At 53.0% G+C, this 12,550-nt stretch carries 12 protein-coding genes; 3 read left to right on the top strand and 9 right to left on the bottom strand.

Going from position 1 to position 12,550, the window contains the following annotated elements; all coding sequences use genetic code 11:
* Positions 1–30 precede the first annotated feature (30 nt).
* The 3 genes from ACYQ8U_RS18710 to ACYQ8U_RS18700 all read right to left on the bottom strand — a co-directional run bounded on the left by ACYQ8U_RS18710 (position 31) and on the right by ACYQ8U_RS18700 (position 1,101).
* Positions 31–246, bottom strand: a complete 216-nt coding sequence (locus ACYQ8U_RS18710) for a YtxH domain-containing protein (protein ID WP_459947083.1) — start codon at positions 244–246, stop codon at positions 31–33.
* A 46-nt stretch (positions 247–292) separates the two neighbouring features.
* Positions 293–673, bottom strand: coding sequence for a hypothetical protein (locus ACYQ8U_RS18705; protein ID WP_459947082.1), 381 nt, complete (start codon positions 671–673; stop codon positions 293–295).
* 62 nt (positions 674–735) lie between these two features.
* Positions 736–1,101: a YtxH domain-containing protein gene (locus ACYQ8U_RS18700; RefSeq protein ID WP_459947081.1), complete on the bottom strand. Its 366-nt coding sequence runs from the start codon at positions 1,099–1,101 to the stop codon at positions 736–738.
* A 163-nt stretch (positions 1,102–1,264) separates the two neighbouring features.
* Here ACYQ8U_RS18700 and ACYQ8U_RS18695 point away from each other — a divergent pair, with 163 nt between their 5' ends.
* Complete coding sequence (locus ACYQ8U_RS18695) at positions 1,265–2,446, top strand: AI-2E family transporter (RefSeq protein WP_459947080.1); 1,182 nt, start codon at positions 1,265–1,267, stop codon at positions 2,444–2,446.
* Positions 2,447–2,581: 135 nt separating this feature from the next.
* Here the strand turns inward: ACYQ8U_RS18695 and ACYQ8U_RS18690 are convergent, their stop codons facing one another.
* The gene (locus ACYQ8U_RS18690; RefSeq protein ID WP_459947079.1) at positions 2,582–2,782 is read right to left on the bottom strand and encodes a CsbD family protein; all 201 of its coding nucleotides are present in this window, start codon (positions 2,780–2,782) and stop codon (positions 2,582–2,584) included.
* 159 nt (positions 2,783–2,941) lie between these two features.
* Here ACYQ8U_RS18690 and ACYQ8U_RS18685 point away from each other — a divergent pair, with 159 nt between their 5' ends.
* The gene (locus ACYQ8U_RS18685) at positions 2,942–3,451 is read left to right on the top strand and encodes a DUF4112 domain-containing protein (RefSeq protein ID WP_459947078.1); all 510 of its coding nucleotides are present in this window, start codon (positions 2,942–2,944) and stop codon (positions 3,449–3,451) included.
* A gap of 30 nt (positions 3,452–3,481) precedes the next feature.
* On the opposite strand, the gene ftcD is transcribed toward ACYQ8U_RS18685, so the two are convergent.
* The 3 genes from ftcD to hutU are packed head-to-tail and all read right to left on the bottom strand — an operon-like array spanning position 3,482 to position 8,409.
* Entirely contained in the window at positions 3,482–5,107 is a 1,626-nt protein-coding gene (gene ftcD / locus ACYQ8U_RS18680) for a glutamate formimidoyltransferase (RefSeq protein ID WP_459947077.1), read from the bottom strand.
* Positions 5,104–6,360: an imidazolonepropionase gene (gene hutI / locus ACYQ8U_RS18675; protein ID WP_459947076.1), complete on the bottom strand. Its 1,257-nt coding sequence runs from the start codon at positions 6,358–6,360 to the stop codon at positions 5,104–5,106. Before hutI ends, ftcD begins: the two co-directional genes overlap by 4 nt.
* A gap of 15 nt (positions 6,361–6,375) precedes the next feature.
* A complete protein-coding gene (gene hutU, locus ACYQ8U_RS18670; protein WP_459947075.1) occupies positions 6,376–8,409 on the bottom strand; it encodes a urocanate hydratase in 2,034 nt (677 codons plus the stop codon).
* Between the two features lie 184 nt (positions 8,410–8,593).
* Here hutU and hutH point away from each other — a divergent pair, with 184 nt between their 5' ends.
* The gene (gene hutH, locus ACYQ8U_RS18665) at positions 8,594–10,153 is read left to right on the top strand and encodes a histidine ammonia-lyase (RefSeq protein WP_459947074.1); all 1,560 of its coding nucleotides are present in this window, start codon (positions 8,594–8,596) and stop codon (positions 10,151–10,153) included.
* Positions 10,154–10,448: 295 nt separating this feature from the next.
* Here hutH and ACYQ8U_RS18660 read toward each other — a convergent pair whose 3' ends face one another.
* Together ACYQ8U_RS18660 and ACYQ8U_RS18655 are read right to left on the bottom strand one after the other, a co-directional pair.
* Positions 10,449–11,009, bottom strand: coding sequence for a PEP-CTERM sorting domain-containing protein (locus tag ACYQ8U_RS18660; protein ID WP_459947073.1), 561 nt, complete (start codon positions 11,007–11,009; stop codon positions 10,449–10,451).
* A 641-nt stretch (positions 11,010–11,650) separates the two neighbouring features.
* A complete protein-coding gene (locus tag ACYQ8U_RS18655; protein WP_459947072.1) occupies positions 11,651–12,295 on the bottom strand; it encodes a PEP-CTERM sorting domain-containing protein in 645 nt (214 codons plus the stop codon).
* Positions 12,296–12,550 lie beyond the last annotated feature (255 nt).

Here is a 12,550-nt window from a genome sequence, read left to right as displayed (position 1 = left end):
TTAATCAAGACCCTGGGCAGTGTTGATTATTCATTCTTCCTGTTGCTTGCTTTCCGATAGAGTTTTCCCTGCCTTTTCCAGCACTTCATTCGTTCGTTTAAAAAGTATCCTGCGCATATCCTTCCCCGCACACGGCGCCGTGAGAAGTCCCGCGGTCAGACCCACTGCCATTCCCGCAACAGTTCCGAGGATCATTTTTGTTGTGGAATTATCGGATTTCCTTCTCCAGTTCATATAACTTTTCACAGTACCCTCCTGGATTTTTTGATATGGAGCCATTCTCCCTGGTACTCTATTTTACTTTTTTAATGATTCCGTTCACCAACCTGACTATTTCATTGAAATTCGACACAAGTGTTCTGATTCTGCTCGTGGCATCGTTGATCAGAAACATGGAATCAGCCCCTGTTTGAAAAATGGAACTGATTATTACTTTATTCGTTTCAAACTGATTTTTCAGTTCACCACTGACATGCGCCGTATTGCCACTTAATTCCTCAAGATTGAGCAAAAGCTTGTCGAGTTTTTCCTGGTTTGCCGTGAGTGTTTTATTGACGTTGAGAATGAGCTGATTGGCATTTTTCAGAACCACCAACAGATAGCCGCCGACAATCAGCCCAAGAACCTGCAGCAACAACAGAATTATCCCTTCAACCGTCACAGTAAATGTCATTTTCTTCCCACATTTGTTAAGAGTTCAGCTGTCGGTCTTTTGCCGGAACGTCCGCAGCCTTGTTATGCTGCAGTTACCTCAGTATTTTCTTCAGAAGATTCAGGAGATGTTGCGCATAACTCCTCTTTTGTCCTGCTTATGACTTCGCTCATTTGCTTTTTTCCCTCGGCGAATTGAGACTGGAGACGATCGAGCTGGCTACAGGCAGTATCTGCAATCATATCTCGAGTCTCTTTTCCCGATCGGGGGGCAAAAAGTAGTCCAACACTCACGCCCACTGCCAAGCCGATCAAACATCCGGAAAGAGTGGCAACTACTTGTTCCCTGTTCTGTTCCTTCTCCCGATAATGCTGAGAGTTGATGACAAAATCAGCCGCTTCTCTGGCCAGTAAAACATACCCACCTAGTTTTAGAAGGTTTGTAATCATATCAACTCTCCTTGAGCATATAGAGGTTCACCGATGATGAAATCGTTGTAGCGATTACTGACGATAAAAATACGCTCCACTGATAAGGGCCATGCGAAATACATGCCATTAACCGATTTAGATATAACAATCGACGTTTTCTTTTCTCAGGTATAGATATTGCTTGGTAGGTACTATCTCTTCTGTTGACCAAGAAACTCTCAACTTTTCAAGTGCTGCCATGGACCATACTGACCCGACAAATAATCATCATAATCCCCCCTCCAACGGCTCTTCCAGGAGAGAAAATCGGCAAGAGGCTCGGCTGTCCATCGGAGAAACGGCTTTGATCGGAATTTTTATCTTGATGCTGCTGTTTGTATTAAAATATGCCGCCGTCATACTTATGCCACTCACCTTCGCGATACTGTTGAGTCTTCTCTTTACACCCGTCGTTCATTTTTTATCCAAACTGCATATCGCCAAGCGCATTGGTGCGGCGATTGTCGTTGCAAGTATCGTCTCCGTTATTGCCGGTGGTGTTATTTTTCTATCGGAGCCCGCCGAGGAGTGGCTTGATAAATCTCCCCAGATCCTGCATAACATTGAACAAAAAATGCAAAAATTCAAAAAGCCGCTGGAAAAGGTACAAAGGGCTGCTGAGAGGATGGATGACCTGGCGCAAATGGATAACAATCGTCAACAAATAATAGTTAAATCAAATTCCGAAAAGCTATTCGACACCATATTTTCCGCAACTCCCCAGGTATTGACCTTTGTGGTCTTATCGATAGTGCTGCTCTATTTTCTCCTGTACAGCGGCAAGACGCTGGTGGAATATTTAATACGCACCATTTTCTGGTTAGTCAATCAGCGTGACACAGTCAATATGGGCCATCTTATTCAAAGGGAAATTTCCAGATATCTTTTAACCATTGCCGTAATCAATGCCTGTCTCGGCGCAATAGTCGCGGTTGCTTTTGCCATCATCGGCCTGCCCAACCCACTATTATGGGGAACCATGACGGCGTTGTTGAATTTTGCACCGTATATCGGAGCGATTTTCACTGCAATCGTCATTACTTTAATTTCATTTGTTACATTTGATACTCTTCCCCAGATCTTTTTAGCTCCTGCAGTATTTCTGACCATCACCAGCCTTGAAGGACAAATCATTACTCCGCAGATTCTGGGTGACCGTTTTTCAATGAATCCCCTTGTTGTTTTTCTCAGCATTATTGTATGGGGTTGGATATGGGGTTATGTCGGCGCCCTTCTGGCGTTCCCTCTCCTGGTAAGTGCAAAAATTATCTGCCAATCGGTGGATATTCTCCGGCCGGTTGCTGATTTTCTTGAAGAAACCTGAAAACCGGAAGCGGTTGTCTCAGGATAACAGGGGTAAAATTTCTGAGCAGGGATCCGCTCACAGACACCATCATTCCAAGAGAAGCCGCAATGCACATCCTCTTTTACATTGCGGCTGAGCAGGACAGGTCATCGATCATTTGTGCTTGTTGAAAAAGGCCTCTGCTTCTTTTTCGGCCTGGTCTTTTTGGTAGCCATATTTTTCTTGCAGCTTCCCGACCACCTTGTCGTAATTCCCGTCAATCTGATCCAATTCATCGTCGGTGAGTTTTCCCCACTGAATCTTAGCTTCCCCTTTGAGTTGATTCCATTTACCTTTGATGATATCTTTGTTCATGATACTCCTCCTCAGATTAAATTACGGTTGTTTCCATCTTGGCACCCTGCAGAAAAAAACAAGCAATATACGTTCCAGATGGGTTATTCTATTTTTCCTGGACTATCTGACTGTTTCCTGCGAAGAATTATGCATGATGAAGGATGAGAGGGCAAGGCAATGCACAAGGAAAAAACAGCTATCGCTTCTTCAACGGTAAAAAGACTGCAACGATTACAATCGCTCAGCAGGGTATTGGACAGTATCATCCCGCTTCCCGGAGGATATCGCATTGGCATTGATGGTCTTCTTGGTCTGATTCCCGGAATTGGCGATATCGCCGGCGGCGTGGCTTCAAGTTATATCATCATCGAGTCCGCCCGGCTTGGCGCTTCGACGACAACCCTGCTCCGCATGGTTTTTAACGTACTGGTGGAATCGGTCATCGGCCTTATCCCGTTTCTTGGAGATCTGTTTGATTTTGTCTGGAAGGCAAATGAAAAAAATACCGCCTTGATGGAAAAACAGCTTCATGCACCGCAACCGCCAGACAGCCCGGAACATCGTCTGAAGCTGACGGTGGTCATTCTCATCCTCGTTCTTTTTTTATCTATCATGGTCCTGGCATATCTAGGATTTATGATTCTTCTCCATCTGATCGAGGTTCTTCGCGGGACCGGCGCCGCCTGACAATGGCTGAGTAAAAAACTTCCTCTCCGCCTAAAATTTCTGCAGTGATTTTAAAATCCGCAGAATCTCCGCAGAGTTTTTCCCAGCGCGGACGACTATCTCCTCCGCCTCGCGGAGAACGGCCTCCTTATAGGCGGGATCCTCTATCTCGACCATATTGATCAGAACATTCTGATAGGCGCCCCAGATGCCGGTTTCCAGCGCCCGGGCACCGACCAGGGTATCGGAACTCGAGGCTGGATTGCCGTATTCCGCCACCTGACAGAGACTGTCCCAGGCGGTATCGCCGAGACGCATGGTCGTCAGCGGCACCTGAATGGCCGTCTTCAGCCCGGCCTGCATGGCGGCATTGCGGGCGGCTTTTTCCTCTTCGGTATTCTGCACCATGCGTACCCCGGCCATATACTCGTTGAAGGCCGAGGTGTCGGCATCGATCATCGGGATAAGCCGGCGGGTCAGTTCGTGCAGCACGGGAATGGCCTTTTGCATATGCGGCTGCACCGTTTCAAATTTTCGCACCCCATAGGTAAGCTTGGCGACCATCGCGCCAAGGGCCACCCCGATCGCGGCCACTGCCGCCGAGGCCGAGCCGCCGCCCGGCGCCGAACTGCGGGCACCAATTTCCTCGATAAAACCACGCACCGTCGATCCGGCCAGGGGTTCGACCGGTTTTTCGACCACGCGGTATTCGATGATCTTCTCCTCGGGGATAAATTGCGCCACCGAATTGAGGCCAAGCCGTTCCACGGCCAGGCGTATCTTCTGATCCTCCTCGTAGATAAACAGCTTTTCCTGCTCGATATAATACTCCGCTGCCATCAACAGCGGCTCGAGCGGCACCAGGCCGACAATTTCCGAGCCGGCCACCCCGACGTTCAGGGCCGCGGCTTCCTTTTTCACCTCCTCAAACAGCACATGCATGGGGGTGACACTATAATCGAGGAGATTGACCGTCACCTGGGCCATATTATATTCCTGCACGAACCAGCCCATCCCCTTCACCTCGCCCAGACGACCGGGTTCATCGTCTCCCCGGCCCGCCTCGCGCAGATTCAGGGCGATGCGGTGGGCCTGGTTGGGCGTGCCGAGGATATTGACATTATAGGCGACAAGAAAATTACGGGCGCCGGTGGCGGTAATGCCCCAGGTCGGCACAAAGTCGGTCGGCCCATAATCCGGCCGCCATTTGCGGTCCTTCAGGCGCGCCGCCAGACCTTCATACTCTCCCTGGCGCAGGTCGGGAAGTTTTCGCCGATAGTCCTGGGTCGCCGCCGCTTCATAGAGGTAGAACGGCACCCCCAGCTCCTCCGCCGCCATTTCGGCAAAGCGCTTGGAGATCTCGACACATTCCTCCATGGTCACCCCGGCCACCGGGATAAAGGGGCAGACATCCATGGCGCCGAAGCGGGGATGTTCGCCGGTGTGCTTGCGCATATCGATGCGCTCCGCAGCCACTCGGGCGGCGGCCAGGGCCCCCTCGACGACACTGTCCGGATCCCCGACGAAGGTGAACACCGTTCGATTGGTCGATTTTCCGGCATCGACGTCGAGCAGGGTGCACCCTTTGGTCGATGCAATGGCCTGGCTGATCGCCGCGATGGTTTCCTCGTTTCTTCCTTCAGAAAAATTCGGCACACATTCGACTATCTTTTTCATGGCATCATTCTCCTTATCTCTTGTCCCTTCTTATACACCTTCTCAACGGAGGACACGCCGGCATGATAGGCAAGAATGGCCGGGGTATCTCCCGCCAGCAGCAGAAAATCCGCCTGCTTGCCTGGGTCCAGACTGCCGATCGTAGCCGCCATGTCGATGGCATAGGCCGCGTTCAGGGTCGCCCCGGTCAGCGCCTCGGCCGGGGTCATGTGCATATTGAGCACGGCAAGGCCGATGACAAACTGCATCGACTCGGTAAAGCTTGAGCCGGGATTACAATCGGTGGCCAGCGCGACTGGCACATCGTTTTCGAGCATCAGCCTGGCCCGGGCATAGTTCTTTCTCAGGCTGTAGGCGGTGGCCGGCAGGAGGGTGGCGATCACCCCGGCCCGGGCCATGGCCTGGATATTCGCCGCACTTGCCGCCAGCAGATGATCGGCCGAACAGACATGCAGTTCCGCGGCCAGCCCGGCGCCGCCAAGATCGTTGACCTCATCGGCATGGATTTTCACCCCCAGGCCGAGGGCCTGCGCCGCCTGCAGCAGGCGGCGGCTCTGCGCTATGGAAAAGACCCCGGTCTCGCAGAATACATCGCAGAACCGGGCAATGTTCTGTTTCTTGACCTGCGGCAGCATCTCGTCGATGAGCAGGTCCACGAAGGCGTCGGCATCCTGTTTATACTGTTCGGGGACGGCATGGGCACCGAGGAAGGTGGCGACGATATCGACAGGGCTCTCTATCGCCACCCGGCCGATAATGCGCAGCATCTTCAGCTCGTTTGCCGTGTCCAGCCCATAGCCGCTTTTTATCTCCAGACAGGTGGTGCCGAGGCTGAGCGCCGTGTGTACATGGGCCAGGGTATTGGCAAAGAGCTCCTCTTCACTGGCTGCGGCCACCGCCTGCACCGAGGAGAGAATGCCGCCGCCCCGGCGAAGTATCTCCAGATAGGGCGTCCCGGCCAGGCGCAGGGCAAATTCCTCTTCACGAAGGGCGGCAAAGCACATGTGCGTGTGCGGATCGACAAAGCCCGGGACCATGCATCTGCCGCCGCAGTCGATTTCCGCCAAGTCCCCTGCCGCCTTTACTGCAGCCCGCACCTGCTGCTCATCGCCGACGGCGGCAATCAGCCCGTCTTCGACCAGCAGGGCGCCGCTCTTGAAATGCGCCAGCTCGCCCTGGGCCTTGCCGGCCAACGGCCGGCCCCTGTCCACCGGGCTGTATATCGTCGTATTGTGAAAGAGGTGTTGTGGCATAATCCGCAGTCTCCTTTACTTATCCAGTTGCGAAAACAGATCCTGCACCACTTCCGCCAGCCGCGTCGTATCGGTCTGAAAGGGAATGGTGATCTGATCGCCGTTGTCATTGTCGCGGTTGTAGGCCATGGCCACTTCCATGGCGTTGGGGTTTCTCGCCCAGCTGCGCCGGGCAACCCCGCCCATGACATCCCAGGACATGGCGCTGCGCAGGATTTCGTCGACCCGCTCGCTGCCGTCCAGGACCATGCCGAAGCCGCCGTTGATTGCTTTGCCTATGCCCGTTCCTCCGCCGTTGTGCAGGGCGACCATGGACATGCCCCGGGCGGCGTTGCCGGCAAAACAGTGCGTGGCCATATCGGCGCAGACGTTGCTGCCGTCATGAATGTTGGCGGTTTCCCTGAACGGCGAGTCGGTGCCGCCCGGATCATGATGATCACGGCCGAGCATGACCGGGCCGACCTCGCCGTGACGCACCATGGCATTGAATTTCAGGGCAATGGCCGTGCGTCCCGCCGCATCGGAGTAGAGAATACGCGCCTGGCTGCCGACCACCAGCCGGTTGGCCTTAGCCTCCTTGATCCAGATATAATTATCCCGGTCCTCCGCCCGGCGAGCCGGGTCGATACAGGACATCGCCGCCTGGTCGGTTTTATCGAGGTCTTCCGCCCGGCCGCTGAGACAGACCCAGCGAAAGGGACCGTAGCCGTAATCAAAGATCGGCCCCATGATATCCTCAAAATACGAGGGAAAGACAAAGCCGTCCTTGGCATCGACGCCGTTTCTGACCACCTCGGTCACCCCGGCATCAAAGACCGCTTTCAGGAAGGCATTGCCGTAGTCAAAGAAATAGGCCCCCTGGTGCGACAGCTTTTCTATCGCCGCATAGTGCCTGCGCAGGCTGTTGTCGACCAGCCTCCTGAAGGTCGTCCGGTCGGTGGCCAGCAAGCGGGTCCGCTCGGCGAATTCGATACCCTGCGGGCAATAGCCGCCGTCGTAGACGACATGGCAGGAGGTCTGGTCGGACAGCAGGTCGACCGGGAACTCTTTTGCCGCCAGATACTCGAGCAGATCAACGACATTGCCGTGGTAGGCGATGGAACTGCTTTCTTTGGCCGTGCGGCTCTTTTCGGCGAGTCGCAAAATCTCGGCCAGATCGCTGGAGACGACATCGACCCAGCCCTGCTGGTGGCGGGTGGCAATGCGCGACATATCAACCTCGGCGGTAATCGACACCGCCCCGGCGATCTTCGCCGCCTTGGGCTGCGCGCCGCTCATGCCGCCAAGCCCGGAGGTGACAAAGAGCAGCCCGGCCAGATTACCCTCCGCCGCCACGCCGCACATCTTCCGGCCGCCATTGAGGAGGGTGTTGTAGGTGCCGTGAACAATGCCCTGCGGCCCGATATACATCCAGCCGCCGGCGGTCATCTGGCCATAGGAGGACACGCCCATCTGCGCGGCGATTTCCCAGTCGTCCGGGTTATCGTACAGGCCGACCATCAGACCGTTGGTGATGATCACCCGCGGCTGATCCGGGCTGGAGCGGAAAAGTCCCAGCGGGTGGCCTGACTGCATGACCAGGGTCTGGTGGTCGGTCATCACCTGCAAATATTTCTTGATCAGCCGCAGCTGCATCCAGTTCTGGCAGACGCTGCCGGTCTCGCCGTAGGTGACCAGCTCATAGGGATAGAGGGCGACGTCAAAATCGAGATTGTTGTCGATCATCAGCTGGAAGGCCTTGCCAGCCAGACAGTTGCCGGCGTATTCGTCAATGGATCTGGCCTTGATCGGACCATGGGGGCGAAAGCGGTAGCCGTAGATCCGCCCCCTGGTGTGCAGCTCGTGAAGAAACTCCGGCAGAAGGAGGCGATGGTGCTGTTCCGGGATATAACGCAAGGCGTTCTTCAAGGCAGTTTCGGTCTGGCTCCTGGTCAAGCGAAAGCCGCGATCCGGCGCCCGCCGAATGTCCGGCTGAAAGTCTTCCTGTTCCGGCAGCTCATCATCCAGTCGAATGTTCATCACCTCGGCAATCCGTGCATTGTTCAACATAGGTTTCTCCTCGGTTTCTGTTTTCAGATGATCGATTTTATTGGTAGTGAAAATTTTCGCACGATAGTACCATGCAGAATTTGTCTATACAATCAAGCGCAGCCGCTCACCCGAACGATACTTGCCTCCGCGGCAGAACAGCAATAGGAGGCATGCGCCCACATCCTCCACAGGAGAGAAGATAATGATCCCCGAGATAGAAATCGACCCAGGCAGACTCAGTCTCGCCCAACTTCGTCACATCGCCAAGGCGCCGGTCAGGGTGCGGTTGGCAAAAAGCTGCACCCCAAAAATCGATGCTTCGGTGGCAACGGTCAGGGATGTCATCAGCCAGGGGCGGGTGATTTACGGCATCAATACCGGTTTCGGTCTCTTGGCCAGCACCATTATTCCGGTCGAGGAACTCGAGCATCTGCAGCGGTCGATTGTCCTGTCCCATGCCGCCGGCGTCGGGGCCTTCATGAAGGAATCGACGGTCCGGCTGATGATGGTGCTGAAAATCAACAGCCTGGCCCGGGGTTATTCCGGCATCCGGCTCGAGGTAATCGACGCGCTGATCCGGCTGGTCAATGCCGAGGTCTCTCCGTGCATCCCGCAGAAAGGCTCGGTCGGCGCCTCCGGCGACCTCGCCCCGCTCGCCCATATGAGCACTGTGCTCCTTGGCGAAGGGGAGGCCATGCATCAGGGACAAAAGATCTCCGGCCTCGAGGCCCTGCAGCGGGCCGGATTATCGCCGATCACCCTCGGACCCAAGGAAGGCCTCGCCCTGTTGAACGGCACCCAGGCCTCCACCGCCTTTGCCCTGGAAGGACTGTTTGCCGCCGAGGAGCTGTTCGCCGCCGCCATGGTTTCCGGCAGTTTAAGCGTCGAGGCGGCACAGGGCAGCCGCCGGCCGTTCGATCCGCTGGTGCACGAGGTGCGCGGCCACCAAAGCCAGATCGATGCCGCCGCCTGCTACCGCATGCTCCTCGATCACAGTGAAATCGAAATTTCCCATCTCGGCTGCGAGGCGGTGCAGGACCCCTACTCCCTGCGCTGCCAGCCCCAGGTCATGGGCGCCTGCCTGACCCAGATCCGCAACGCGGCCGAGGTCATCGGTGTTGAGGCCAACGCCGTGTCCGACAACCCCCTGGTCTTTTCCAGGGAGAACGACATCATCTCCGGCGGCAACTTCCACGCCGAACCGATTGCCATGGCCGCCGACAACCTGGCCCTGGCCATTGCCGAGATCGGCGCCCTGTCCGAGCGGCGGATGGCCCTGCTCATCGACGGCCATATGTCCAAACTGCCGCCCTTTCTCGTTGAAAAAGGCGGCCTCAACTCCGGTTTCATGATCGCCCAGGTGACCGCGGCGGCCCTGGCCAGTGAGAACAAATCGCTGGCCCATCCGGCATCGGTCGACAGCCTGCCGACCTCGGCCAACCAGGAAGACCACGTCTCCATGGCCACCTTTGCCGCCAGGCGACTGTTGGAAATGGCCGAGAATAGTGCCGGGGTCGTGGCCATCGAGCTGCTCGCCGCCTGCCAGGGCGTCGATTTCCGCGCGCCGCTGAAGACCTCGCCAAGGCTGGAGACAGCAAAGGCCCTTATCCGCGCGGTCGTGCCCTTCTATGACCAGGACCGCTATTTTGCCCCGGATATTCAAAAGGCCCAGCAGCTCGTCCAGGCCGGGGCCTTCAATTATCTGGTCGGCCCCGACCTGCTGCCGAGCTTGACGTTCGAAAAACCTGGGTGGGCGAGGTGATTGCCACGAGGAGCAGCTTTTATTATCCGGGCTCGCGCTCTACGCTGGGTGGCACGTTTTTTCCAGGTTCTTCGGGGTGTATTGCGGTAACGTGACTAAGTTTCAGGTACAACACCTTGTTAAAACAAACAATAGGCCTTTTCTGAAGATACTTATGTTTGTTAGAAAACGGCAATAATTCCCTTTTCCGGAAAAAATTCCGGAAAAAAGAACAAAAATGCACAAAAAAAAGGCAGAGCCACCAATGACCCCGCCTTTCAATTTTGAAAATTATGTAAAAAATGATGTACTCTGCTTATTTCTTTTTCCGCCTGCGGGTGACACCGATCAAGCCGAATAAGCCTGCACCGAGCAGCACCATGGTTGCCGGCTCGGGTACGGGGGTTGTGCCATTGAACTCACCAACATGACTGATTTTTGAAACGTTGATGATATCCTTCATTGCGAATCCCATGTCTAAGAGCTCGACTACCCCATAGCCCGCTAAGGAATTATTTTGAAACAAAAAAGTATCATTATCGGTAACCTGCAGATTCCCTGTTTTGATGAGAAACCATGCAGGATCAGTATAGAGCTGGTGGGCAAAGTAACCAGTCTTGTTATCAACAGCAACCCACCCTGCACCCTCATTAGTGTCATATTTATCCGTCATAACAATAGTAGTATCATTAAGCACGTCTTGTACCCACTCCAACTCCGTGGCTTCTCCACTGTTACCAAGAGCAGTACTAAAAAGAAGAATGTCTTTATCTCCAACCTCAGTGGTGCCATTGTTAATGGTTAGTGCCTGCGCCAGGCCGACCATACCTACCAGAAAAAATCCAGTAGCCAGTGCTGCCAAAAATTTCTTTTTCATATTTTCCACCTTTCTTGTTTTGAGGCCAATCCTCACTCTCTTTAAAATACAGTGCCGTCTCTTTCTTATGCAGTCGAATTTCTTCCTGCACTGATATAAAATCAGCAAATCTTCTGAAAAGCCCTGCTCAACACCATGCAAAAACCAAAACTCAACTTATATAACAGGAATGCAACATTTGAGCCATTTTAAAAAAAACGCAATATGCTTTAAATAACAGTATATTAAGAGTATATAGCCGAGCAGGTGTTGGTCGTTTTCTTCGTCATTACGGATTTTATCGGATATTTTATCCGGATTTCCGAAATAAATTAGCAGGTCAGGATTGAATACTCGTATTTCCGTGATTGAAACAGTACCATATTATGCCGTTTATCGACGCATGCAGCGGGATACATTACTGCAAGGAGTCTTCGGAGATTGGCATGACCTAGCTGACATTCAGCGACAAACCCTTGTTAAAACTCACAATAGGCTTTTGACGGAGGCGCCTGGCTGCGTCGTGGGCAGCCATTTGTTTGGAAAACCGTACTGATTCACTTGTCGAGAAAAACTTCCGGGAAGGAGGACGAAAATGCACACAAAAAAAGGCAGGGCCATAAGTGACCCTGCCTTTAGATTTTGCAGATTAGGTAATAAGCTTATTTCTTGTTGCGCCTACGGGCTACACCTACCAAGCCGACCAAGCTTGTCCCGAAGAGCAGCATCATTGCTGGTTCGGGGACGGAGGTTGGAGGACCAACCAGACTTACTGAGAGATGAGATATTGTTGGTATATTTAATCCATCATTCAACGTATGTCGAGTAGTCCATTCCCCTGTCTGCAGTTGCGGATCGACAAAGTACAGAGCAAATTCATTTGATGCCTTAACAGAATAAAAATTCACATATTTTTCCGGATCGTATATTCCTGCTACAGACCACATGCCGGAATACCAACCATCAGATGAAGTAATAGTTACATCACCTGCATCACTAGTGCCTGAAGTAAAGTTCGTTGGGACCATCCCTAGATAATCCGTTACAATATCCTCAAGGATCTTATTATCATTGAGAGCACTTCCGTCAGGTTGGGTAAAAGTACCTATGTAGTACCCTGCATAATCATCCCCAGTATACCCAAAATAAGGATCACCCACATAGGTATCATAACTAGAATCACTTCTATCCCACACTTTATATTCCGCAGTCGTCGTCCCAAACAGCATAGTATAGGCGCTGGCCAACCCCACCAGCCCAAATACCAAGAATCCAGTCAATACCCCAACGAAGCATTTCTTTTTCATAATATCCCCCTTGTTTTTAAGTTTATTATAACTCAACACTAGCCCTAGCCGATAATTACTAGCCGATAATTACAGCAAAAAGCCTGCCTTTTACTTAACTTTAGCAAAATTTAGGCCAAATCCACAGAAAGAAGAATTATTCTTAATTTACCTTATTTCTAGGAACTTACCTGAAAATCCTTATTCTCAAAACTATCAGCGAGCAGCCACTTTTCACCGATTTTCCGGAATACAGTTTCAAAATAGGGGTCAAAT

The organism is Desulfocastanea catecholica, from assembly GCF_054657295.1.
Note: the sequence above shows the minus strand (reverse complement) of the source record. Positions and strands in the feature narration are given on the sequence as shown.

Bases quoted from the DNA above. Each gene is read 5' to 3' on its own strand.
- ACYQ8U_RS18655 (WP_459947072.1), bottom strand. From the start codon at position 12,295: ATGAAAAAGAAATGCTTCGTTGGGGTATTGACTGGATTCTTGGTATTT.
- ftcD (WP_459947077.1), bottom strand. From the start codon at position 5,107: ATGAAAAAGATAGTCGAATGTGTGCCGAATTTTTCTGAAGGAAGAAAC.
- hutU (WP_459947075.1), bottom strand. From the start codon at position 8,409: ATGTTGAACAATGCACGGATTGCCGAGGTGATGAACATTCGACTGGAT.
- ACYQ8U_RS18685 (WP_459947078.1), top strand. From the start codon at position 2,942: ATGCACAAGGAAAAAACAGCTATCGCTTCTTCAACGGTAAAAAGACTG.
- ACYQ8U_RS18660 (WP_459947073.1), bottom strand. From the start codon at position 11,009: ATGAAAAAGAAATTTTTGGCAGCACTGGCTACTGGATTTTTTCTGGTA.
- ACYQ8U_RS18705 (WP_459947082.1), bottom strand. From the start codon at position 673: ATGACATTTACTGTGACGGTTGAAGGGATAATTCTGTTGTTGCTGCAG.
- hutH (WP_459947074.1), top strand. From the start codon at position 8,594: ATGATCCCCGAGATAGAAATCGACCCAGGCAGACTCAGTCTCGCCCAA.
- hutI (WP_459947076.1), bottom strand. From the start codon at position 6,360: ATGCCACAACACCTCTTTCACAATACGACGATATACAGCCCGGTGGAC.
- ACYQ8U_RS18700 (WP_459947081.1), bottom strand. From the start codon at position 1,101: ATGATTACAAACCTTCTAAAACTAGGTGGGTATGTTTTACTGGCCAGA.
- ACYQ8U_RS18690 (WP_459947079.1), bottom strand. From the start codon at position 2,782: ATGAACAAAGATATCATCAAAGGTAAATGGAATCAACTCAAAGGGGAA.